Origin of the sequence: Micromonospora sp. NPDC005324 (assembly GCF_040607155.1) — a bacterium.
Taxonomy (GTDB): domain Bacteria; phylum Actinomycetota; class Actinomycetes; order Mycobacteriales; family Micromonosporaceae; genus Micromonospora; species Micromonospora trifolii.
This window is the reverse complement of record NZ_JBEXGE010000036.1, coordinates 1-23,081: the sequence shown is the minus strand read 5'-3', so window position 1 is coordinate 23,081 and position 23,081 is coordinate 1. Positions and strand designations below refer to the sequence as shown.

The 23,081-nt window shown below is 69.1% G+C and carries 22 protein-coding genes; 10 read left to right on the top strand and 12 right to left on the bottom strand.

The features are described from left to right. Positions 1-119 precede the first annotated feature (119 nt). Positions 120-833: a ThuA domain-containing protein gene (locus ABZS40_RS28805; RefSeq protein WP_354946615.1), complete on the top strand. Its 714-nt coding sequence runs from the start codon at positions 120-122 to the stop codon at positions 831-833. After that, positions 803-1,924, top strand: coding sequence for a Gfo/Idh/MocA family oxidoreductase (locus ABZS40_RS28800; protein ID WP_354946614.1), 1,122 nt, complete (start codon positions 803-805; stop codon positions 1,922-1,924). Before ABZS40_RS28805 ends, ABZS40_RS28800 begins: the two co-directional genes overlap by 31 nt. Before the next feature lie 25 nt (positions 1,925-1,949). On the opposite strand, the gene ABZS40_RS28795 is transcribed toward ABZS40_RS28800, so the two are convergent. Further along, positions 1,950-2,054: a hypothetical protein gene (locus tag ABZS40_RS28795; protein WP_354946613.1), complete on the bottom strand. Its 105-nt coding sequence runs from the start codon at positions 2,052-2,054 to the stop codon at positions 1,950-1,952. Positions 2,055-2,226: 172 nt separating this feature from the next. Here ABZS40_RS28795 and ABZS40_RS28790 point away from each other — a divergent pair, with 172 nt between their 5' ends. Continuing rightward, complete coding sequence (locus ABZS40_RS28790; RefSeq protein ID WP_354946612.1) at positions 2,227-2,961, top strand: VOC family protein; 735 nt, start codon at positions 2,227-2,229, stop codon at positions 2,959-2,961. A gap of 37 nt (positions 2,962-2,998) precedes the next feature. On the opposite strand, the gene ABZS40_RS28785 is transcribed toward ABZS40_RS28790, so the two are convergent. Next, positions 2,999-5,062 (bottom strand): glycogen debranching N-terminal domain-containing protein, encoded by a 2,064-nt coding sequence (locus ABZS40_RS28785; protein WP_354946611.1) that lies wholly within the window; start codon positions 5,060-5,062, stop codon positions 2,999-3,001. Between the two features lie 562 nt (positions 5,063-5,624). On the opposite strand from ABZS40_RS28785, the gene ABZS40_RS28780 reads away from it, so the two are divergent. Both ABZS40_RS28780 and ABZS40_RS28775 read left to right on the top strand, forming a co-directional pair. Next, a complete protein-coding gene (locus ABZS40_RS28780; protein ID WP_354946610.1) occupies positions 5,625-5,957 on the top strand; it encodes a TraR/DksA C4-type zinc finger protein in 333 nt (110 codons plus the stop codon). Positions 5,958-6,290: 333 nt separating this feature from the next. Then, a complete protein-coding gene (locus ABZS40_RS28775) occupies positions 6,291-7,559 on the top strand; it encodes a PHB depolymerase family esterase (protein ID WP_354946609.1) in 1,269 nt (422 codons plus the stop codon). Between the two features lie 55 nt (positions 7,560-7,614). On the opposite strand, the gene ABZS40_RS28770 is transcribed toward ABZS40_RS28775, so the two are convergent. From ABZS40_RS28770 to ABZS40_RS28755, 4 genes are all read right to left on the bottom strand, one after another. Continuing rightward, positions 7,615-8,139: a hypothetical protein gene (locus tag ABZS40_RS28770; RefSeq protein ID WP_354946608.1), complete on the bottom strand. Its 525-nt coding sequence runs from the start codon at positions 8,137-8,139 to the stop codon at positions 7,615-7,617. Between the two features lie 119 nt (positions 8,140-8,258). Next, on the bottom strand, positions 8,259-9,839 hold the full coding sequence (locus ABZS40_RS28765; protein ID WP_354946709.1) for an RICIN domain-containing protein: 1,581 nt from the start codon (positions 9,837-9,839) through the stop codon (positions 8,259-8,261). 86 nt (positions 9,840-9,925) lie between these two features. After that, positions 9,926-11,440, bottom strand: coding sequence for a family 43 glycosylhydrolase (locus ABZS40_RS28760; RefSeq protein WP_354946607.1), 1,515 nt, complete (start codon positions 11,438-11,440; stop codon positions 9,926-9,928). A 324-nt stretch (positions 11,441-11,764) separates the two neighbouring features. After that, positions 11,765-12,952 (bottom strand): amidohydrolase family protein, encoded by a 1,188-nt coding sequence (locus ABZS40_RS28755; protein WP_354946606.1) that lies wholly within the window; start codon positions 12,950-12,952, stop codon positions 11,765-11,767. A gap of 261 nt (positions 12,953-13,213) precedes the next feature. Between ABZS40_RS28755 and ABZS40_RS28750 the strand changes: the two genes are divergently transcribed. Genes ABZS40_RS28750 through ABZS40_RS28740 form a run of 3 tightly spaced genes read left to right on the top strand, consistent with a single transcriptional unit; the run spans position 13,214 to position 14,808 of the window. Next, positions 13,214-13,633: a VOC family protein gene (locus ABZS40_RS28750; protein ID WP_354946605.1), complete on the top strand. Its 420-nt coding sequence runs from the start codon at positions 13,214-13,216 to the stop codon at positions 13,631-13,633. A gap of 18 nt (positions 13,634-13,651) precedes the next feature. After that, on the top strand, positions 13,652-13,861 hold the full coding sequence (locus ABZS40_RS28745; RefSeq protein ID WP_354946604.1) for a hypothetical protein: 210 nt from the start codon (positions 13,652-13,654) through the stop codon (positions 13,859-13,861). Beyond that, the gene (locus ABZS40_RS28740) at positions 13,858-14,808 is read left to right on the top strand and encodes a cyclase family protein (RefSeq protein ID WP_354946603.1); all 951 of its coding nucleotides are present in this window, start codon (positions 13,858-13,860) and stop codon (positions 14,806-14,808) included. Before ABZS40_RS28745 ends, ABZS40_RS28740 begins: the two co-directional genes overlap by 4 nt. On the opposite strand, the gene ABZS40_RS28735 is transcribed toward ABZS40_RS28740, so the two are convergent. From ABZS40_RS28735 to ABZS40_RS28720, 4 genes are all read right to left on the bottom strand, one after another. Then, entirely contained in the window at positions 14,786-14,998 is a 213-nt protein-coding gene (locus ABZS40_RS28735) for a hypothetical protein (RefSeq protein WP_354946602.1), read from the bottom strand. The genes ABZS40_RS28740 and ABZS40_RS28735 overlap by 23 nt on opposite strands. A gap of 204 nt (positions 14,999-15,202) precedes the next feature. After that, positions 15,203-15,406, bottom strand: coding sequence for a hypothetical protein (locus ABZS40_RS28730; RefSeq protein ID WP_354946601.1), 204 nt, complete (start codon positions 15,404-15,406; stop codon positions 15,203-15,205). Beyond that, a complete protein-coding gene (locus tag ABZS40_RS28725) occupies positions 15,403-15,930 on the bottom strand; it encodes a hypothetical protein (protein ID WP_354946600.1) in 528 nt (175 codons plus the stop codon). Before ABZS40_RS28725 ends, ABZS40_RS28730 begins: the two co-directional genes overlap by 4 nt. Then, positions 15,917-16,948 (bottom strand): hypothetical protein, encoded by a 1,032-nt coding sequence (locus tag ABZS40_RS28720; protein ID WP_354946599.1) that lies wholly within the window; start codon positions 16,946-16,948, stop codon positions 15,917-15,919. Before ABZS40_RS28720 ends, ABZS40_RS28725 begins: the two co-directional genes overlap by 14 nt. Before the next feature lie 232 nt (positions 16,949-17,180). On the opposite strand from ABZS40_RS28720, the gene ABZS40_RS28715 reads away from it, so the two are divergent. Continuing rightward, positions 17,181-19,646 carry a M14 family zinc carboxypeptidase gene (locus ABZS40_RS28715; protein ID WP_354946598.1) on the top strand — a complete coding sequence of 822 codons (2,466 nt, stop codon included), beginning with the start codon at positions 17,181-17,183 and terminating at the stop codon, positions 19,644-19,646. Positions 19,647-19,726: 80 nt separating this feature from the next. On the opposite strand, the gene ABZS40_RS28710 is transcribed toward ABZS40_RS28715, so the two are convergent. After that, complete coding sequence (locus ABZS40_RS28710) at positions 19,727-20,194, bottom strand: cupin domain-containing protein (protein ID WP_354946597.1); 468 nt, start codon at positions 20,192-20,194, stop codon at positions 19,727-19,729. Between the two features lie 110 nt (positions 20,195-20,304). Here ABZS40_RS28710 and ABZS40_RS28705 point away from each other — a divergent pair, with 110 nt between their 5' ends. Further along, a complete protein-coding gene (locus ABZS40_RS28705; RefSeq protein ID WP_354946596.1) occupies positions 20,305-20,781 on the top strand; it encodes an Rrf2 family transcriptional regulator in 477 nt (158 codons plus the stop codon). Positions 20,782-20,800: 19 nt separating this feature from the next. On the opposite strand, the gene ABZS40_RS28700 is transcribed toward ABZS40_RS28705, so the two are convergent. After that, positions 20,801-22,930, bottom strand: a complete 2,130-nt coding sequence (locus tag ABZS40_RS28700) for a ThuA domain-containing protein (protein ID WP_354946595.1) — start codon at positions 22,928-22,930, stop codon at positions 20,801-20,803. Positions 22,931-23,081 lie beyond the last annotated feature (151 nt).

The following is a 23,081-nucleotide window of genomic DNA, read 5'->3' as shown; positions in this document are numbered from 1 at the left end:
GCGTACGTCGGCTTTGTCGTCGACCACAGGTACGGTTTCGGTGCTCGACACGTACGGGCATCGGCGGCACGTCGGGGCGGCAGCGGCCAGCCCGGTGGCGACGGCCGTGGGAGGGAGCGATGGTGGCGCAGCGGAGAGCATTAATAGTTCGGGGCGGTTGGGAGGGGCACCAGCCGGTCAAGGCGACGGAGTTGTTCCTCCCCTTCCTCGAACGTAGCGGCTATGCCGTACGGGTCGAGGAGTCGACAGAGATCTACGCCGACGCCGCCGAAATGGCCGAGACCGACCTCGTCGTGCAGTGCATGACGATGTCGCAGATCACCGCGGACCAGGTGGCAGGCCTCAGCGCGGCGGTCATCGCCGGCACGGGCTTCACCGGCTGGCACGGCGGCATCGTGGACTCGTTCCGCGCGTCATCCGAATACCTGCATCTGGTGGGCGGCCAGTTCGCGACCCATCCGGGCCGGGAGCCGTGTGAGCGTCACGGTGGCCCGGAGGACAACTTCCTACCGCACACGGTGCGCATCACCGACCTCGGCCGGAAGCACCCGATCACCGCAGGCATCGAGGACTTCGACCTGGTCACCGAACAGTACTGGGTGCTGCACGATGACCTGATCGACGTGCTGGCCGTGACCACCCACCCGACGCAGGCGTGGCATCCGTGGCACCGGCCGGTCACCTCGCCGGCGATCTGGACCCGCCTGTGGGGTGCCGGGCACGTCGTCGTGACGACCCCCGGACACAGCCTCGACGTGCTGGAGCACGCGGATGTCCGTACCGTCATCGAGAGGGGAATGGTGTGGGCGACCCGCACCGCGTCGGCGTCATAGGTCTCGGGGTCATCTCCCGCGCGTACCTGGACACACTCGCGGACCACCCTGAGGTCAGCATCGTCGCGGTGGCCGACCTCGACGCCTCCCGGTCGGCCGAGGTCGCGGCCACGATCCCCGGAGCCGAGGCGTTGAGCGTCGAGCGCCTGCTCGCCCGCCGGGACGTGCAGACGGTGCTCAACCTCACCATCCCCGCGGCGCACGCCGACATCTCGCTGGGCACGATCGACGCCGGCAAGAACGTGTACGTCGAGAAGCCGCTCGCCGTGGCGTTCTCGGACGGCCGCTCGATCATCGATCGGGCCGCGTCGGCCGGCGTCCGCGTCGGCTGCGCGCCGGACACCGTCCTGGGCACGGGTACGCAGACGGCGCGGGCGGCGATCGACGGCGGGCTCATCGGACGGCCGATGTCAGCGTCCGCCGTCATGGTCACTGCGGGGCACGAGCGCTGGCATCCCAATCCCGACTTCTACTACGCCCCGGGCGGCGGCCCGATGCTGGACATGGGGCCGTACTACATCTCGGCGCTCATCCACCTGCTCGGGCCGGTCCGAGCGGTGACCGGAGCCGCCAGCCGCCTGCGCGCCGAGCGCGTCATCGGCTCGGGCCCCCGCGCCGGTGAGCGGATTCCGGTGGGGGTGGACACCCACCTCACCGGCGTACTTGAGCACGCCAATGGTGCGCTCTCCACCATCACGACGAGCTTCGACGGCGTCCGGACGACGGCCGCACCGATCGAGGTGCACGGGGAGGCCGGCACGCTCGCCGTTTCCGATCCGAACTACTTCGGCGGTGAGGTCCGCCTCTTCGCGCTCGGCGGCACCGAATGGCGCGTTCTCGAACCGCTCGCCGGTTACGCCAAGGCTTCCCGGGGCATCGGCCTGATCGACCTGGTCCGGGCCGACGATCAGCGTCCGCCGCGTGCCGACGGAGACGTCGCACTGCACGTACTCGAAACGATGACCAGCCTGCTCCGGTCGGCGGCGGAAGGCCAGCGGATCGAGCTGACGACGGTGGTGGAGCGACCCGTGCCGGTTCCGCTCACTCCGATCGAGGACTGGAAGGCGTACGACGCAGAGACACGCTCATAGGGGCCGGACCGGAATGGTCTTGTGGTCATCGTGGGAGGCCGAAGTGGTGGGTGAGCGAGGCGCGCAGCGAAGCGGCGTCCCCGGCGGACCAGGCGATGAAGCAGTCGGGGCGTACGAGTATCGCGGTCACTGTTCACGTTGCACGGCCGCACCGGTCGCCGGCGATACGCGCTCATCCGCACCGGCGAGGGGTGGCTGCTGCACCTGACGAAGGAGCAACCCGCGGACGAGCGCGGACGGTAGGGCAGGGAGACGGCCGTGGCGGTCAGCGAGACGTGGGCACAGGCCACTAGCATCGCGGCATGGCGACGCGGCTTGTTCAGATCAACATGAAGGCTCGGAATGACTCCGCGCTGGGCGGTTTCTGGGCGCAGGCGCTCGGTTGGGAAATCTCCAGTGAGGGACCCGGCGTGACCAACCTCGAACCCGAGGGCTTCGTCTACCCCGACCCCGTCGCTGTCTGCGTCGACCTCATCGTCTCGCCGGAGCCCAAGACGGCGAAGAACCGCGTGCACGTGGACCTCGCCACCACCTCGAAGGCCCACCAGGCGCAGGTGGTCGCGCGCCTGAAGGATCTCGGCGCGACAACTGCCGACGTGGGCCAGGGCGACGTGCCCTGGACGGTTCTGACCGACCCGGAGGGCAACGAGTTCTGCGTGCTGGAGCCCCGGCCGCTCTACCAGGACACCGGACCGATCGCCGCCGTGGTGGTCGACTGCGCGGAGCCGCGAGCCATGGCCCGGTTCTGGAGCGAGGCCACGGACTGGACCCTGTACGAGGTGACCGATCAGGGTGCGAGACTACGCTCCGCCAAGGGCGTCGGCCCCTATCTGGAGTTCGTCCGTACACCCGACGTGAAGAGCGGGTGGAACCGCGTCCACCTCGACGTCCGCCCGTACCCCGGTGACGACCCGGAGGTCGAGGCGGCCAGGCTGCGAAGTCTCGGCGCGACCCCCATCGACCTGGGCCAGGACGTCCCGTGGAGGGTGCTCGCCGACCCGGAGGGCAACGAGTTCTGCCTCCTCACCCCGGGCTGATCGTCCCGCCAACGGACTGAACGACCAGAGCCACGGCTCAGGCCGAGAGACCCGACCCTGACGCGGACGCCTCGACAGCCTGACGTACGCCGTGGACAGCGACCCCGGCCAGCCTGATGTTTCCCAGCGCCTCGGGGACATGTGGATCGGTGGCGAGGATCCCGTCGTCGACGTCGAGCCCGAGCATCGTCCGCAGGAACAGCAGGGGTGCGCCGCTGGCCCAGGCCTGCGGGTTACAGGCGGTGGGGTACGGCACTGGTCGTCGACCGAGCGAGCGGTCGTACCCGGAGATGGCCTCGGGCAGGCGGTGTTCGAAGTGGGCGGCGGCTTCCAGCATCGCCATGGCGATGCGGTTCGCCGCGTCCCGATGGCCGTACCGAGCGAGCCCGGCCGCGATGATCGAGTTGTCGTGTGGCCACACGGTCCCGAGGTGATAGCCGATGGGGTTGTACCCCACGTCCCCGGTGGACAGGGTCCGAACGCCCCAGCCGGAGAACATCTGGTCGGACATCAACTGCCGGGCCACTGTTGCGGCCCGGTCCGGCGGGACGATGCCGCTCCACAGCAGGTGGCCCATGTTCGAGGTCATCGAGTCGATGGGGCGCTTGTCGGCGTCGAGGCCGATCGCGTAGTAGCCGCCGCGGGCGGGCAGCCAGTAGTCGCGGTTGAAGCGTTCGCGCAGGTCGGCGGCCTCGGTACGCAGACGTCGCGCCAACGCGCGGTCGGCCCACGGGCCGTCGGCGAGTTGCGCGGCGCGGAGCTTCGCGTCATAGGTGTAGCCCTGGATCTCACAGGTGGCGACAGGCAGGGAGGGGAGCGTGCTGTCGGCGAATTGAACCCCGTCCGGTGAGTCGCGCCAGCAGTGGTTGCGCATACCTTCGGGGGAGCGGGTGGCGTACTCGACGTAGCCGTCTCCGTCGCGGTCTCCGAAGGTGTCGATCCAATGCAGAGCCGCGTCGGCGTTCGGACGCAACCGCTTGATCAACGCATCATCGCCCGTCCACCTCCAGTACTCGGAGAGCAGGATGAGCCACAGCTGGGTGGTGTCGGCCGCGCCGAAGCACGGGCCGTACGGCATGATTCCGAGCTGCGTCAGCTCGCCGGACCGGAACTCGTGAAGGATCTTTCCGGGTTCCTCGTCGCTGAAATCGTCGATGGTGCTGCCCTGGTGTGCGGCGAGAGTGACCAGCGCGCCTCTGGCGACATCGGGTCCGCAGCTGACGCTCTGGTAGGCGGTGATCAGGGTGTCCCGCCCGAAGATCGCGAGGAACCAGGGCATGCCAGCGGCCAGCAGAACAACCTGCTCACCCCGGATCTCCTTGGCGATCCGCATCGACACCAGATCGCTTGCCGACTTGTGGTACACGCTGGACAACAGATCTGATTCGGCGCTCAGGTGCGGCTTGTTCTCCCTCCACCGCCAGGCTGCGTCGTCGGCGCCGGGGTCCTGTTCCTCACCAAAGGTGCGGCTGGTCGGCTGGTAGTCCCTCCCCCGACAGTTCAGCAGCACCCGCAGTTCACAACCCCAGGTCTGGCCTCGCCCCAGGTGCACGTCCCAGACCAGTGCGTCGCCCTCAACCCGATCGGCGCGCGGCTCGGCCTCGACTGTGGTGACGGCCGACCAGTGCGAGTTCCGGTAGGAGAAACGAAGCGCAGAGCCGTCCGACCGGTGGGCTCGCCGGATGTCGGTCAGCCTGCTCCGCCCCGTCCCCTTGATCTCGAAGAGATCAGCGAAGTCCGCGCCGACATCCAACCGCAGGCGCACGCAGACCGGCTCGGCGCCGAAATACTGCATTGTGATCCGCTCGTTCATTCCGTCGCCGACGAATCGTTCCCGGCGCACGCCGATCCGATTCGCTGCCAGGCCGTCGACCTCAGGGTTCGCGAGAAAGAATGCCGCCGAGTACGGATCGACAGGGTTGGCGCTGAGGACGAGAGGAGCAAACCCGTCGAGGGTCAGCTCCCAACGGCTGAGGTAGCGGGTGTCGTCGTGCACCAGGCCAGCGATGGAGTCCGCTGGTACGTTTCCGGCCGGATTGGACAACATGAACGTCCGGCCTTCAAATATGCCGACAGCGTCCGAACCCAGTTCCGGCGGCATGTCGCGGTTGGCGCCACCGTGAGCTTTGTCGGGTTGTTGCGTTGTCGACGGAGTCCCGGACGGCGTCGGACGAGATTGCATGGCATTCTCTCCCCCCGGTTGGCAGGGTAAGGACCCTGCCGCGCACCGCAGTCTAGGACTCGAAAAGGTGACCTCGCTGCAATATCGGAGGGGGACCATCGAGTTCGGCAACGGCCCTGTTGCGGCGAAAGCGGCAGTTCGTGATCGCAGTGAGGTCCGACCGCGACCGTTGCATTGGGGCAACACCGCTCTATGGTGGGGGCATGCCGCAGGTGACCTTCCGCTCGCCCGCCGCCATCGTGGTGGCGGTGGGCGGTGCTGTGCGCGTGCCGACGGCGACACGCCCCAAGGCCGACATGCGGGTGCCGGTTGTCCGTGCGCCGCACACCACGTCCACGCGCACAAAGTCGAGCCCGACGCAAACTGGCCGAGGCCCACCTGCGGAGTCGTTGCACACCCAGAACGATCGCCAGGGCGAAGCTATCCAAGCTTCGGCCCTTTTTGTTTTTCCCACCCATTCCCTCCCCTGGAAAGGCACACCATGAGCATCGATCATCGTCGTACTCTCGACCAGAGTTGGCTGGCTGACCTGCGAGCGTCCCTGGCTGACGACTTCGCCACCCAGACGGCTCGGCTGCGAGAACTGACCGAGCTCAACGCGGACACCGGCGACCCCGGCGAGGCCCACAACCAGGCCGCGCTGCTGCTGGCCACCCGCCAGAACATCGAGCAGATCACCGGTGCGCTGAGCCGGATCAGCGACGGCACCTACGGTGCCTGCCAGAGGTGCGGCCAGAGCATCCCGGCCGAGCGGCTCGAGATCCTTCCGCACGCTCGCTTCTGCGTGCCGTGCCAGGAGAAGCAGAACAGGTGACGCCCCGGTGTGGCTGCCGTGCCACCGGCACGGCAGCCGCACCGTCACGTGCGAGGAGAGCGAGAGGGGCCAGCAGACTTCTCAACCCGGAGCTGGCGTCTGGCGCGGACGGCGGTGGCGTCCGGATGGTCGAGGGCCGTGAAGATGTCCAGTGCCCGCTGCCAGTCGGCCCGGCCGGAAACGGGGTCGCCAAGGGCGTCCTCCGCGTAGCTCCGATGACGTGGGGCGCCCTGATCACTCGGGCCGGCCCCGGTTGCCAGCGGATCTCCGCGGCGTTACGTTGAGATGCCATCGATGCTCTTCTACGTCGCGTCGCAAGGTACGGGGGCCCGCATGTCCACGTCTGCCACTCGCCGCACCGTCCTGGCCGGTGGGGCCGGTGCCGCCATCGGCCTGGCCCTGCCCGGCCTCGCCGCTCACGCCGGTGGACACGATCCCACCAGCGTGAGCTTCACCCTCGATGCGAGAACGCTCGACGGCGGTGAGCAGGTCACCTCGGTCACCCTCGACACCCGCAGGCTGGGCCCGATCGATCCGGCCGGGCTGACCCCCGGCACGTTCACAGTGCACGCCAAGGCCACCAGCCCAATCCCGATCGCTCCCGGCGATCAGATCTTCAGCGAGTACGACCTGGACCGCACGGTGACCGCGACCCGACTCGACCGGCACGGGAACGTCGTGCTGGAGTTGAGCCACGCCGAGGGTCAACCCGGCGGCGGCACGCTCGGCTACATCCTGAGCAGGGGTCGCAACGTGCGGCTTGACCTCGTCTACACCATCACCCAGAACACCCCGATCGTCCGGCGTCACGGCTCACCGGTCACCATCAGCCGCTTCGTGCAGGCAGGGCTGTCGAACCCCGAGGTGGACGCCTTCAGCTACCACGTCTCGGGTTCGGGTATGAAGTACCGGCTGTACTCGCCCGACCACTCGCCCCGGCACGGCGGCCGGCGACCACTGATCGTCTGGCTGCACGGCGGCGGCGAGGGCGCCTCGCTGCCGGACGACTACTACGACAACGAGACCACGCTGCGGGCCAACCGGGGAGCGCTCGGCTTCGCCACCCCGCAGGCTCAGCGGATCTTCTCCGGCGCGTACGTCGTCGCTCCGCAGAGCACCTCCTACTGGATGGAGGACGGCCCCCGGTTCGCCCCGCTGATCCGCGAGATCATCCAGGACCTCGTACGCCGCAAGCGTGTCGACCCGGACCGGATCCATGTGGTCGGTTGCAGCAACGGCGGCTACATGTCCCTTGAGATGACCTCGACCTACCCCGACCTATTCGCCGCGTCGGTGCCGATCTGCGGCGTCGTCGAGCCGCTCAGCGGGGAGGGCCCGCCACTGATCACCGACGCCGAGTTGGCGAAGATCAGGACCCCGACCTGGCTGGTCACCTCCCGCGACGACGACACGGTGCCGCCCGAGACCAACACCATCCACGCCCACGACCTCATCCCGGGATCACTGATCAGCCTGTACGACCACGTCGTCTGGAACGGCTACCAGTTCCCCGGCCACTGGTCCTGGATCTACGTGGCCCGCAACGACCCGAGCCTCAACGGCACCCACATCTGGCAGTGGATGGCCCGTCGTCGTCGGTGATCTGCCTTCCGGGGTCACGTCGGCGTGCCGCGCCGATGAAATCGGTAAGCGAGGATCACTGCTTGCGGCGTAGCTCGCGCAACACACCGTGCCGGCGCAGGGCCCACGCGAGGCGCCGGACGCTCGGGTGCCGCACGAACAGCACCGCCGCCCGGCGGATCAGACCGAACCGTTCGTCGCTCAGCTGGTTCTCGATCGCCTGCCAGATCAGCTCGCGCACCTTGGCGCTGGCCAGCACCGCCCGCACCTCACGCCGCACCACCGGATCCTCGGCCGCGGACGCGATGGCCGCAGCCTGACCCGGCCGGTCCGCCAGCGGCTCCACCGCCGCCGCGACGAGCGGCCTGCGTACCTCGTCCTGTTCGAGCAGCAGTAACACCGCTTCCCGAATCTCGACAGTCTCCAGGGCGGAGCGCAGCAGGCTCAGCAGGCTGCGCTCCATTTCGTGGTCATGGTCCGGAACGGACAGCGTGGCCAGCAGCCCCGCGATCTCCTCGAGATCGACGACGTGTCGCACGCCGGAGCGGAACTCCGGCAGCTCCCACGCGATCTGCAGAGCCTTGACGAGATTCCGGTTCATGGGCCATCGCTACCCGCAAGCGTCAGCCGCCGAAACCCCGCGACTGGTCCGGGCCGGTGCACCCACCACGATCCGGCTCAGAGCGGCCGCCCGAACCCGGGCGGCCGCTCCTCATCGGGTCAACACCACGTCAGCGTCGAGTTCACCCGCGTGACGTTGCTGATCGTGTTGTTCGCCCCACCACAGGGGCTCTGGGTGATGTTGGTGCCGCTGACGGTCAGATTCTGGAACCGGATGCCGGAGGAGATCGGGAACTCGCTCCGGGCCGCGATCCGCACCTCACCACCGCCGGTCACCGTCCCGGACACCCCGGCGATGACGACGTTGAAGCAGTTCTCCACCAGGATCGCGTTGTTTCCCGTGTTCGAGATCGTCACCCGGTCGATGACCGCGCCACCGGACTCGGACACGCAGAAGATCCCCCGACCACCGCCGGACGCGAGCACGGTCCCGACCCGGATGTTGGTCGGGTACGAGTTGCCCACCCGGCCGTTGCGGTTGGCCATCCGGAACGCCGCGTACCCGGTTCCGGCCCCGGCGCCCTGCGCGTCGACAGTGCCCACCGTGGCGTTGATCGTGTCATTGAGCAGCAGGCCGGAGTCCCGGGTGTTCCGGGCCGTGACCGTGCCGATCGTCAGACCGTCCACGCCGTACGTCTCCACCCCGTGGGTTCCGGTCCCCGACACGTACACGTTGTCGATGCGGATGTTGCGCACCTTGACCGCTCGGTCTCCACCGTGGTTGTCGATGCGGACGCCCAGACCGGCGGAGAGCCGCATGTCGATCTGCCCGAGAGTCAGGTTGTTCACGTTGCGCATGAAGATCCCGTACAACGGCGAGCCGGTCAGCGTGAGGTTCTGCACCTCGACGTCAGTGGTTCCCCGCGAGTACACCGGTGCCTGGTCGCCCGAGCCCGACCCGGTCACATTGATCGAGCCGCACACCGCCAGGGTCGTGTACGACGGCAGCGACAACCGCGAGCCTGCGTTCATCGAGCCGGAACCGCGAACCACCACCCGCTGCTTCGACGTACGACCAGCCGGGAGCGAGTTGACCGCCGCCTGCATCGCCGATAGCATGTCCGAACCCGAGTAGACCGTCGACGCGCCATTGCGGGCCGTCCAGGTGCTCCCGGTCAGTACGGCCTCGGCGTTGCTCGATCCGCTGCCACAGCCGGTGGCCGGTGGCGTGCTGCCACCACCTACGGCAACCAGTTGCCACTGCTGGTTCGGGCCGTTGAGGTCGGCGTACTGACTGATCCGGCCCCCGTCGGCGGTGGACCGCTCCCAGACCTCAAGCGCCTTGGCCGAGTGGCGGTTGATCAGCCGGACGTAACCGCCGTCGGAGTCGAGGACCTGGAACTGCTGGTTGGCCCCGTTGAGGTCGGACCACTGGCGGTACTCGGCGCCGTCGGCGGTGTTCCACTCCCAGAGGTCGAGAACCTTGCCGCTGTGCCGGGCCTTGAGGCGGTGGTAGCCGCCGCCGGAGGAGACGAACTGGAACTGCTGCCACGCGCCGTCGTTACGGGACCACTGCTGGATCATGGCGCCGTCCGCCGTCGAGGTGTCCCGGACGTCGGGGGCCTTGCCGCTGTTCCGGTTGACCAGGACGTAGTAGGCGTTGGTGTCGATGCTCGCCGCCGCTGCCGGCGGAGCGCCGACCAGAGCGGCACCGGCCGCGCCGACCAGCGTGGTGATCATGGCGAACACCATGCCCGTACGCCGGCCGCGGCGGATCGAGCCGCCGCCGGACGGCCTTCTCGTGCTGGTGAAGGGCATCGCTCCTCCTACTCCAGGTGGAAGGTGGCCGAGGCGCGTTCGGCACTCGAACTGACCGCCTCGATGTAGAGCAGTCCGTCGCGGTGGCGCACGTGGCGGCCCGGGAAGTTCTGCGACTCCAGCGAGATCCCGGCGCTGTCGGCGAGGCCGGCTTGACGACGGAAGCTCGCGTCGCCGCCGAACAGCGCCGAGCCGTCGTTCGTCTCCACGTACAGGGCGTAGCCCCGGTGGCGTAGGTAGTAACCGGGGAAGTTGGTCGACTCCAGCGACACCGAACCGCCGCCGGCGAGGCCGGTGACGATGCGGAACTGGGAGTCGGCCAGGTTGGTGACGTTCGGCTCGATCCGGGCCCGGTAGTCGTAGTGCCGGATGTAGCTGCTGGCCTGGTCATGTGACCGCAGCCGCACCGGTGTGGCCCCGTCCGGCACCGGGATGCCGAAGTTCGGGGTGCCGTCGGCGTTCCAGTACACCTTCTGTAGCCGGGTGCGTCGGTTCGGGTCGTTGAGCGGATCGCCGGTGATGTCGCGGTAGTTCCGGTCGTGGTAGACGAGAATGTCGCTCTGCCCGTCCTCGGAGACGGTGAACGAGTTGTGGCCGGGGCCGTACTGGCTGGTGGCCGCGTTGCTGGCGAACACCGGGCTGGGGCTCTTGCTCCAGGCGGCGGCGTCGAGCAGGTTAGCGCTGGCGGAGGCGCTCAGCATCCCGAGGCAGTAGTTGGCGTCCGTGGCGCTGGCCGAGTAGGTCAGGAAGATCCGGTCGTTTCGTTGGATCGCCGCCGGTCCCTCGGCAACCCGGTAGCCGCGGGTCTCCCAGTCGTACGTCGGCACGACGAGCCGAGTCACGGTGCCGGTGATCTGCCACGGGTTGGCACCCATCCGGGCGAGGTAGACGTTGGAGTTGTTTCCCATCGCCGGTTCCTGCTGGGCCCAGGTCAGATAGCGCACCCCGTTGGCGACGAAGGTCGACGCGTCCAGGCTGAAGGTGTCCCAGGGGGTGGTGATCCGGCCGCGTTCGGTCCACGAACCGGTCAGCGGATTGGCGTTGGCGTTCTCCAACACGTACATCCGGATCCGCCACACGTCGTCGGTCCGGCCCGCGGCGAAGTAGACGTACCACCTGTTGTTGATGAAGTGGATCTCCGGTGCCCAGATGTGGGCGCCCATCTCTCCGCTGGTGTGGCGGCTCCAGATCGTCGTCTCCGCGGCCGTCGCCAACCCTTGCAGGGTGGTCGCCCGGCGCAGCACGATCCGGTCGTACTGCGGCACCGTCGCGGTCAGGTAGTAGTAGCCGTCGGTGTGCCGGAAGATGTGCGGGTCGGCCCGCTGGTTCACCAACGGGTTGGTGTAGGTGACGGCCGGCGCGGCGTGCGCCGGTGTCGCCATGGGCAGGCCGGCCGACACGGCGAGGACCACCAGCACCGCGGCCAGCGTCGACCGCAGACGCGGAGGGACACAGTGGCCGGCAGGCCCCCGGCGGACGGCCCGACGGGTGTTCGGGTCGGTTCGAGGGAATGGCAGCGGCATGTGTCCTCCGCGAGAGTGGGAACGGCCGTTGACCAGCACCTGTAGCGCCGCGGCGATGCCGCAGCCGGTCCGGTCGACGCCGCGCGGCGACGTCGGGCAGGACCGGGGTGGAGACGCGATGGGCTGGGAATGTGACGGTGGCGTTGCTACCAGGTGGCGGAGTTCATGTTGGCGTTAACATCGATACATGTCAAGGTGTGATGGCCGCCGACCTGGCAGGAACAGAGACAGTGCCCACCGTCGTGCTCGGCGATCAGGCCGTCGTGAACCCCGACCGAGCCTGGTTCCGCCAGCATCTCCGCTCGTCCTGACCCGGCGACACCCTCATCTCACGAGGTCACCGGCGAGGTACACGGCGAGCGGGCGGCGCAGCACAGTGATGTCGCTCGTCGGGTCGCCGTCCACGATCAGCAGATCGGCGTCCAACCCGCGGTGGACGCGGCCCTTGCGTCGCCCCAGGCCACACACGTCGGCGCCGATCGAGGTCGCCGCGGCGAGGGCGGCGGTGGCGGGAAGACCGCAGGCCACGTACTCGACGAGCGTCTCGGGCAGGATCCCGTGCGGCTTCGCGGGGCCGAGGCCCGCGTCCGAACCGGCCACCAGTCGGACCCCGGCCCGATGCAGGGTGGTCACGCCGTCGCGCAGCGCGGCCTCGCTGAGCCCGGCCCGCGCCGCCATCTCCGCCACCTCCGGTGGTGTGACCACTGCCGGGTCGATGCCGAGCGTGGCACAGACCGCCACCCCCGACGCGGCCAGCCGGTCCGCGAGCTCAGCGGGAACACGGGCGCCGGCCGCGGTCACGCAGGTGCAGTGCTCGATGCCGTCCACACCGACGCGCAATGCCTGTTCGACCGCGCTGAGCGCGTGCGCGTGCGCGGTCACCGGCAGACCCAGATCGTGGGCCTGCGTCAGTGCGGCGGTCAGCTCCTCGTCGGTGAACTGCGGCCTCGCGGTGTCGGTGCCCGGGGTGAACACCCCGCCGCTGGCCATGACCTTCACCAGGTTGGCCCCGGCCGCCTTTCGCAGACGTACGGCCTCGCGAACCCCGTCGACACCGCTCGCCTCACCCCCCAACGACCAGCAGTGCCCGCCGACGCTGGTGAGCGGTGCGCCCGACCCCACCACCGTCGGTAGGTCGCTCCGCACCCGCCGATCCCGCCACCGCAGCACCGCGTCACGCCGGTCACCCAGGTCCCGGACCGTCGTGACGCCGGCCGCCAGGTGCCTACGTAGCGATGCCTCGACGATTGCGTCGTGGTCCGACTCCTGACGGTCGGCGAGCCGGCCGAGCGCGTCGGGCCCGGCGTCGGCGCACAGGTGCACGTGCGCGTCGACCAAGCCGGGGAGCAGGGTGCCGTTCGGCTCCTCGCGCACCGGCCAGCCTTCCGGCGCCGGGGCTTTGCCCTGGTGCACGTCGGCGATGCGCCCTTCGTCGAGCAGGATCAGCACCCCGCCGTCCACGAGCCGTTCGCCGTCGAACATCCGGGCCACCCGGACAGCATGCTTCGTCATCGTCACCTCACCCCGCTTGGCCACCGCCGCCATTACCGACGACCTCGTCCGCTGTGCCGCCACCGGTCATGGCCTGACCATCTCATCGGGCACGGGCACCGGCCTCCCTCGCCAGAGCGATATGCCATCCCTCTGGCGGGTCGGCACCTGTTGGGTCAGTCGGGACATCACCCGTCGCTGTGGCGTTTTCGTCAGCAGATGCGGGGGATACGACGCCGCGCGAGTTTCCGGCGTTGGACGGGCGACGACAGGAGGACGGTCATGGCGTTGGCCAACCCGGCACCCGACTACTTCGAGCCCGAGGACGGCATGTTCCTCGCAACATTGCTGATCGTTCGCGATCTGGCGCGATCACGGGAGTACTACGAGCGGGTGTTCGGGGCGACCTGCGTCCACGAGAGCAGCCCGCTGATCATGAAATTCTTCAACAGCTACATCATCATCAACGTCGAGGGCGGTCCGACGGACGACAAGCCGACGGTGCAGGCCAAGGCGCCGGCCGACTCCAACACCCTGAGCTGCGCCATGAACGTCCGGGTCCGGGACATTCGAAAGCTCTACGAGGAGTGGACGTCTCGGGGTGCGGACTTCCTCACCGAGCCGAAGGACCACGGAACGGAGATCCGCTGCTACCTGCGCGACCCGGATGGATATCTGATCGAGGTGGGGCAGGGCCTCTGATCAGGGCAGTTCGGTGGGTTGCCCCGACTGCCGGTGGGCACCGACTGGCCGACCGCCGGAGCCAGTCCGTTGCCGTTCATCTTCTCCGTCGACTGTGCGGCGCTGCCGAGGAGCAGACCCTCGCCGGGCGGGAGAAGGCCGGCGAGATCGTTCGTCGATCAAGCGGCGGGCTACCCTGACCTGCGGTGCCTCGCAGCCGCGGGACCAGAGGAGTCGATGCTGACATGACGGCAGGACGACCGATGCCGACCGAGGACGAGGTGCTCGGGTACTTCGACACGCTGTCCAACTGGGGACGGTGGGGCGACGACGACGAACTCGGCACACTGAACCACATCAGCGACGACGTCCGGCTGGCGGCGGCGCGGGCCGTGCGGCACGGCAGGAGCGTGTCCTGCGCATGGGAGGTCTCCGTACCGGCAGACATGGAGCGGTCGACGACGACGTGCCCGTGCACCGCCGAAATGCCGGGCGCGGAGAACATGCCGCCCGCCTTCCACGCCGACCGGCGCTGGGGCTTCTCGTCCGAGCGGCTCGGCATCTCGTTCCACGGCAACACCCTCACCCACCTCGACTCGCCGTGCCACATCTACTGGGACGGCACGATGTACAACGGGCGGTCACACTTGTTGGTCGACGCCGAAACGGGCTCGGCGTGGGCGGCCGTCACGGCGGCCGCGAACGGGATCGTCACGCGTGGTGTCCTGCTCGACGTCGCGGCGGCCCGAGGAGTGTCGTGGTTGGAGCCGGGGCAGGGGGTGTCTCCCGACGATCTCGAGGAGGCCGAGCGCCGCCACAGTGTGCAGGTGCGACCCGGCGACGCGGTACTCCTGCGGACCGGCTATGGGCGCTTCCGGCACGAGAACGGGCCGGCCAGCGGTTTCACCCAGGCCGGCTGGCACGCGTCCTGCCTGCCCTGGCTGCACGAACGGGGGGTGGCGCTGATCGGCGCTGACACCCCACAGGACGTTCAGCCGTCGGGGTACGACGTGTTGATGCCGGTCCACGCCGTGAGCCTCGTCGCGATGGGTCTGTGGATGCTCGACAACTGCGACCTGGAGGCCTGCGCGACGACGGATGCCGAGCTCGGCCAGTGGGACTTCCAGCTGGCGGTCGCGCCGGTCCGCTTCGCCGGCACCTCCGGCAGCCCGGTCAACCCGATCGCCACGTTCTGAATGGAATGAAGCTCCGCTGGGCTTCAAACAGAGGGTGCGATATCCACAGCATCCTCCCCGCGTACACCGTGTCCTGAAGGATGACCGGCACGGTCGGACCGTGCCGACCGGCGATCTCCTCGGCGAGGCGGCGCGCGGCACCGTCGGAGAGGTTGTTCCACTGCGCGAATGTGAGATCGGCGTACGACACCGCGCAAGGATAGGACCGGACGTCCCGCTCCCGCAGGTGCGATATCGCTGTGGAACGTCACGACCCGAACGCGTAGCCGCCGGGTCGGACCGGGTAGCGGGAGACGTTGTACGGGGCGGTGTCGATGCAGTACCGCTTGGCGGGTCGCGCCGGATCGCCGCCGGCCTGGAGCGTCTCGATCTGGTCGGCTCGACCCGGACCACCCTAAATGATCTTGATGACGAAGACGTGGTTGACCATTGGGCTGCCGCCCTCCGGAACGACAGCGGTTACCAGTGCGGTGTCGCCCACCACGCTGACGCACGTCACCTCGGGTGGGTCCTGGTCGTCGGCCTGCGCCGACATCGGGGCACCGACTACCGTCACGACCCCGGCGAGCATGGCGACAAGCAACCTGCGGATTCTCATGGCTTCTCCAGTCTTCGACAATTGGCTGCGCGGCGGCGGTAGTCGGCGGCCACGGCTATGACGAGCGGCCCCCAGGCGAGAATCGGGGCGTAGTAACGGAACACCTCCCAACCAGGAGGCGGGTGCACCGGTTCGTCGCCGCCGATTCCCACCCATCCGCTCTGCACGAGGTGGAACCTCTGGTTGACAAGGAAGTACGCGCAGATGGCGACGAGCAACCAACCGCCGGTCAGCGCCACTCGCACGACCGGACGCGCCGGGATGAGACGGCCTCCGACGCCGGGTACCCAGTGCGGAACTCGCTGTCCCCACCGGTGCACCAGCCCGAGTGTCAACAGGGCCAGTCCCATCGACAGCGCGGACAGGATGACCATGTACCAGTGCGTGGTGCCATCGTCGGTGAACACCAACGACAGTCGCCAGAGCGCGGACGGCAGGACGCAGAGCGGGACGGCGTAGGCGGCCCAGATCGCCCAAGGCGGCGGGGCGGCGGTTGCGACGCGGGCAGCGTCAGCGGGGCTCAAGGGTGTTCTCCGATCCGGGGAGGTCGGTCATGGAGGCGGCGGCTGAGGTGGCGAGGGCGTAGCCGGCGGTGGTGACGGCCAACGACACTCCCCAGCCGAGGAACACCAGCAGCGTGGCGGTGACCGCCCATCCGTCCCACACGTCGGACCAGCGTGTATCTCCTGTGCGCAGTCGGCCGACGAGCACCGCGATGCTCAGCACGCCGTAGGTGACCAGCGTGAGCGCCACCACGCCGGCTGGAATCACCGCCAGCCGTCGGGGGACCTGTCGACCGTGTAGTCCCGGCACCCAGCGCGGAAACTGCTGACCCCACCGCTGTACCAGCCCGAGAACGAGCAGGCTGGCGAGCGGCGGGACGAGCGTGATCGCCAACCCCGTCGGCGTGGAGAGGTTCTGCTCGATGTCGCTCAGTTCCCGCTCCGAGATGCCGATCGGGACGCCGAGCACCCACAGCGCGTGGGGCACGGCCCAACCGACCACGGGCAACGCGACGGCGACGTACGCCCAGCGGCGCGTCCACAGCGGCACCGGCCGGTAGCCGGCGGCGGCCGGTGCACGCCGGGGCCCTGATGCGTTCGCGAGCCCGGCGAACAGGACGCCACCGGCCAGCAGAACGAGTCGGGCTCCGAGGTCACGCCAGTCCGAGGGCCGCCCCGCCAGCGCCGCCGGGATCTCGAAGAGCAGGTGCAGCGGGAACGCGGCCACCAGGAGCAGCGCGGCCGCAGCCCAGCTGCCGGTGGTCGCCCGGCTGCCGGGCAACCGGACCGTGCACCCGAGCACCACCGCGAGGGCGACGCCGACTCCTACCGCTCCCCATCCCGACCAGAACGGCAACGCCACGACCTGGTCCGCACCGCACCCGCCCGCCGGATCGACCAGATCGGTGCGATCGCAGGCGGTGTACCCCCACCGGCCACCCGCGATCCAGTAGAACCGCTGAGCCACCGCGGCGACGACGAACACGGCACACGCCAGTGCCCACGGTCTGGTGCGGGTCGGTACTTCAACGACAGCCATGGACCAACGATCGCCGGCCGCGGATCAATTCTCCTCCCCGACAGAAGGGGAAGCGTTCCCCCCACCGGGGGACGGGCAGCCCGGGTACTGACGCGGCGGCGCCGGGCGCCGGGGACGGTCGCCTCAAGGAATGCTCAAATTCGATCGACGTGAACCACTGGAGCTGCGAACGCACATACGCTCACCGGACCGGTCCGCCGGCAATCACCCGTCGTAGGCAGAAGGAGGGGGAATGCGGCGATCACAACGGCGCATCGCGCTGCTCACGCTGTCCACTTTGGTGGGCGGCATCCTCGTGACGACCGGCCCTGCGGGCGCGGATCCCACGGGGCCATCAGCCGCCGCCGACCAACCCCAGCAGGTACGTCTCGTACACATCAGGCTGACCGGCGCCGACATGCTGGACAAGGTGGCCGCGGCCGGCTTCGACCTCGAACACGGCCTCCGGCGCGTGCCGAACGGCATCGAGGGCGAAGCGGTGGTGAGCGCCGAGCAGGTCACCGAACTCACGGCGATGGGCGTCGAGGTGCTCGGCGACGACGCGGGCTTCGCCTGGAGCGACGAGGCCGACGGCGGCCTTGGCATCGGCGCGGCCAGCGCGCGGGCGGCCCAGCCGGCGAACCACGACGCGACGGTACGCGTCGTCCGCGCCGACTGGTTCACCACAAAGGGTCAGGGCTTCCTCTACGTCGAGGCGCGGACCACCGAGGGGCAGCAGGCGGACCCGATCGTCGGGATGCAGCTGGAGAACGACTCGGGGAAGGGCACGCCGTTCGGCTTCGCCCGGACGATGAGCCGGTTCGTCGACTCCGGGCAGTACATGTTCCACCGAAACCTCTTCAAGCTCGACGTACGCCCCGACAAGATCAAGCTGACGAGTTCCACCGGCGGCGTCGCGACCGGCGTCGTCTCCAACTGGCTGGAGGACGCCCCACCGCCACTGACGGAGAACCCGTCCTACAAGTCGGACTTCGTGGACGGCTACCGGCACCCGCAGCAGCTCTACAGCCGTGCCAAGGAGATCGCCCGTCAGTACCCGGACATCGCCGAGATCGTCTACCTGCCGAACCAGACGAACGGGTACCAACGCAAGGCGCAGGCCCAGATCGGCGGCACGGGGCAGGCGGCGGTCGTCGTCACCTCGGCGGCATGGGGTCACCAGGGCGGCAACGACGTCACTGTGGACTTCGTGGTCCGGCCTGACCCGGTTCTCCCGCTGGCGGTGGAGGTGACCGGCAAGGCGATCCGTGTCCTGCTCGCCACGGACGCCTCAGGTGCGCCGACGAGCACGGCTGCCGAGGTGGCCGAGGCGCTGCGGACCCACTCTGCGGGCCTCATCGACCGGGCGCACCCGTACCGCACCAACGAGGGCACCGGAATCGTCGCGCCGACGGCCGGGCCGGTCGCGCTGACCGACTTCCTCGACCAGAAGCGGGTGGGCGCGCCGGCGGGGGAGGTGCCGCGCGGCCCCGCCACGATTCCGGTCCTGCGGATCGGCAAGCACCGTGACGGTAAGAAGCCTGGTGTCCTCATTCAGGCGCAGGACCACGCCCGGGAGTGGGTGCCGGCGACGACGAGCTTGGAGTCGGCCGAACGTCTGGTGCACAACTACCGGTCCGACCGGGAGACGAAGAAGATCGTCGAGAACACCGACGTCTTCTTCATCCTGTCGAACAACCCCGACGGGGCGAACTACAGCTTCTACAACTTCGCCTCCCAGCGCCGGAACCTGACCAACCACTGCCCGGACGCGAACGCCGATCCGGGTCGACGCAACTCGTGGGGCGTGGACCTGAACCGGAACTACCGGGTCGGGTCGGGGCACGACGGCTACGCGGGCGCGTCGACCAGTTGCGTGAGCGACACCTACCAGGGCCCGGAGGAGCTGTCCGAGCCCGAGGCGAAGAACATCATCTGGCTGGTCGAGAAGTACAAGAACATCAAGTTCATGATGTCGGTGCACTCCAACGGCGGTCAGCTCTTCTGGCAGCCCGGCGCCTACATCGCGGACGGCCGGATCACGACGCCGCGTCCGCCGCTGGGTGACGAGGCGTTCTACTGGCAGTCCGCCGCCCGGATCCTGTCGCAGGTCAAGGCGCACCGGGAAACCGTCGTCACGCCGGAGAACGTCGGTGGCTCGTCCGACGTCCTCTATTCCTCCGCGGGCAACGTACGGGAGGACCTGTACCACACCTACGGGATCTACGCGTTCGGCTGGGAGGTCGGCGGCTCGGTCTACAACCCGGCCACCGGCGACTGGCAGGGCGGCTCGTTCCAGCCGGAGTGGGACGGGAACCCCGAGCTCGTCAGTGGCCACGCCGAGACGATGGAGTACGCCAACGGGATCATGGAGATGTTCCGGGTCGCGGCCGACTGGGGCAGGGACAGGAAGAACCCGACGTCCCAACTTGTTCCGGGCGCGGGCCGCTACTCCCGGCCTGTCGACGTGCGCTTCGAGACCAGTGAGCCGGCCACCATCTACTACACGACCGACGGCAGCCGGCCCACGCTCGATTCGCCCCGCTACACGGCGACCGAGTTCCGTGAGCCGGGGCAGGTGTTTCACGTGACGGAGACGACGACGTTCAACTGGTTCTCGGTCGACAGCGCCGGCAACATCGAGAAGAACTACGACCCGACGAAGATCGACAAGCGCAACAACTACCGCACAGCGACGATCAGGATCGCCAAGAGGTAACGCCCCGCGACACTCGTTGCCCCGTCGGTGTGGATCACCCGCGCCGACGGGGCAACTTCCGCACGAACAGGTCGCGCCGGTCAGCCTCGTCGGCCGGCCCACAACGGGCTGTCCACGTAGTGGTTGTCGTAGTGGTCCTGGGTTTCGCCGACCTCCTGCCAGGTGGCTTCGCCCTGGTGCACCTTGTCGAGCAGTCGGTAGTAGTCGAACCGGGGCTTGCCCGGGGTGATCACGACGAGGAAGTCGGCGTCCTGTCCGTCGGCGGGGGCGAAGGCGTGCGAAGTGTTCGGGGGGACGAAGAGCGCGTCTCCCTTGTGCAGGGTGTGCACCTCGTCGTCGACGAGCATCTCGAGGGCGCCGTCGAGCACGAAGAACAGCTCACCGGAGTGGGTGTGCAGGTGTGGCGGCGCGCCGTCGGTGCCGTGCTTGAGCAGTGTGCGGTTGCTGGTCAGGGCGCCGCCGGTGTGCTCGGGGTCGAGGAGCAGCGTGATCACGCTGGCCGGGTCGCTGTCGAGAACCTCGGCCTGGGCTGCGCGTACCAAAGTCATTGTCGGCTCCTTCGTCGTTCATCGATTCCTAGACATTAATTGTCCAGAATCGATCGACGCCAGCGATCATGACACGCGTCACAAATCCTGGACATGTAGAGTCCAGGATCATGCGGATGAGTCAGGGCGTCGAATGGGCCCTCCACACGTGCCTCAACCTGAGCTGGCTGGACGCCCCGGTGCCGACCAGCACCCTCGCCGCCTTCTACGAGCTGCCGCCGGCGTACCTGAACAAGCAGCTCCAGGCCCTGGCCCGGGCCGGGATCCTCACGTCGACCTCGGGGCCGCGCGGCGGCTTTCAACTGGCCCGCCCCCCGGCGGAGGTCTCCCTGCTGGACATCGTGGCCGCGATCGAGGGTCCGGAGGAGCTGTTCCAGTGCGACCGGATCCTCCGCAAGGGCCCGGGCGAACACGCAGGCGTCGACTATCGACAGTCCTGCGCGTTCGCCCAGGCCATGCGCGGCGCCGACCTGGCCTGGCGGCGCGAGTTGGCCGGGAAGACCGTCGCCGACGTGCGGGCCGACGTCGAGCGCGGACACCCCGAAGCCCCAGCCAACACCCGCGCCAGGATCACGCAACTTCGCTAGGGCGTGATCCGGCCGGCGGTCAGCGGCCGTGCACCTCCAACTCCCACAGCGAGTAGCCGTACGCGGGCAGGGCCCGCTGGGTGCCCTGGACGCGCAGGTAGCGACCGGTGGCCGAGAGGGCGATGTCGTCCACACCACCGTCGCCGGTGGTCGTGGTGTGCACCGTCGACCAGGTGACGTTGTCGGGGGAGACCTGGATCTGGTACGCCCGCGCGTACGCCGCCTCCCAGGTCAGCCGGACCCGGTCGAGGGTGCGGGACGCGCCGAGGTCCACCGAGATCCACTGCGGGTCCGCGTACGCGCTGCCCCAGCGGGTGGTCGTGTTGCCGTCCACGGCGTTGGCCGCCGCGTGCGCGCTGCCCGGCTCCACGCTGGACGCAATGACCGGCTTGCCCCGGGAGAGCAGGGTGCCACCGGCGGTGGTGCCGTAGACGTTGAGGTCCCACAGCGAGTAACCCCACTGGGTGGCGCGTTGGGTGCCGTACACCCGCAGGTAACGGCCGGTGCCGGTGACCGCGAGGTCGTCGACGCCGCCGTCTCCGGTGGTCGTGGTGTGCACCGGCGACCAGCTGACGTTGTCCGGTGACACCTGGACCTGGTACGCCCGCGCGTGGGCCGTCTCCCAGGCCAGCCGCACCCGGTTGATCGCGTACGTGGCCCCCAGGTCGACGGTGATCCACTGCGGGTCGGCGTACGCGCTGCCCCAGCGGGTGGTCGTGTTGCCGTCCACGGCGTTGGCCGCCGCGTGCGCGCTGCCCGGCTCCACGCTGGACGCCGTCACCGGCCGGCCCTGGGCCAGGTCGGTGGCGGGCGGCTCACTCGGGCCGTCGGTCTTGATCCGAACGTTGCGGTAGTTGATGTCCATTCCGGCGCCGTCGTTCTGCAACCCGATGTAGCCGTTGGCGATCGCCCGGCTGCTGACGTAGTCGTTGATCTTTACGCCGTTGAGCCAGATCTCGACCCGCTGGCCGTGCACGCCGATCTCGTAGGTGTTCCAGGAGCCGGGTGGGTTGAGCGCCGCCGCGCGGGCGGCCTGGTTGGGAGCCTGGAAGCTGTAGACGCTGCCGGTGGTGCGCGTCGGGTCGCCGTCGGTGGCGTCGATCTGGATCTCGTGACCGGCGGCGACCGGGCCCCACGGGTCGCCCTGCGGATCCGGGAAGCCGATGAAGACCCCACCGTTGTCGTCGCCCGGCATCATCCAGTCGACCTTGAGCGAGTAGTTGGCGAAGGTGCGCACCGGGTACCAGAGCAACCCCATGCCACCGTTCGACGTGAGGGTGCCGTCGGCCAGTGTGAACCCGCCCGGCCCCGCCTGCCGCCACTGCCCGAGGCTGGCCTGGGTGCCGTCGAACAGCGGGGTGTAGCCGGGCTCCGGCCGGCAGTCGGCCGCCACCGCCCCGGCCGCCACCTGGATGCCGCCCAGCAGCATGCGGGTGAAGTTCGGGTCGGTGTAGCTCTGCTCGGTGTGGCCGAGGCCGGTGTACCAGGAGCGTCCGCCGCCGTAGCTGTGGCACCAGGTGATGGGGTGGTCACCACCCATCGACCCACCGGTGTACGACGACTCGTCGAGGCTGGACAGCACCTTGACCGCCGAACGGGGGTTGGCCCGGTAGTTGTACCACTCGTCGGTGCGGGTCCAGGTCGACGGCAGGTGCGCGGTCGAGGCATTGGCCCGGTCCTCGACCCGCACTGTCGCCTGCTGGGTGGCCGGGTGCGAGGCGAAGTACCCGCCGACCAGCCCGCCGTACCACTGCCAGTCGTACTCGGTGTCGGCGGCGGCGTGCACTCCGACGAAGCCGCCGCCGGCGGCCACGTACGCCTCGAAGGCGCTCTGCTGACCGGCGTTGAGCACGTCGCCGGTGGTGCTGAGGAAGACCACTGCCTGGTACTGGGCGAGGTTGGCAGTGGTGAAGGTCGCCGCGTCCTCGGTGGCGGTGACGGTGAAGCCGTTCGCCGCGCCGAGCTGCTGGATGGCGGCGATGCCGTTCGGGATGGAGGAGTGCCGGAAGCCGGCGGTCTTCGAGAAGACCAGGACCTTGCCCAACGGTGCGGCCTTGGCCGGAGTCGAGGCCACCGTCGCCGCACCGGCGGCGAGAGTGAGTCCGGTGACGATGGCGGCGGCGAGCGTGCTGATGGCGCGTCTACTCATGCGGAGCTCCTTGTGGGAGGGGGTGGACGGGCAGGGCGTGGCAGGGCCGGGGGGGGGGGGCGGCGCGGGCCGCCCCGGGCCGGGGGGCGGCGGGGTGTTGGGGGTTCTATTACTAGGGGCCCGGGGGGGCCGGGGTGGGGGGTGCGCCCAC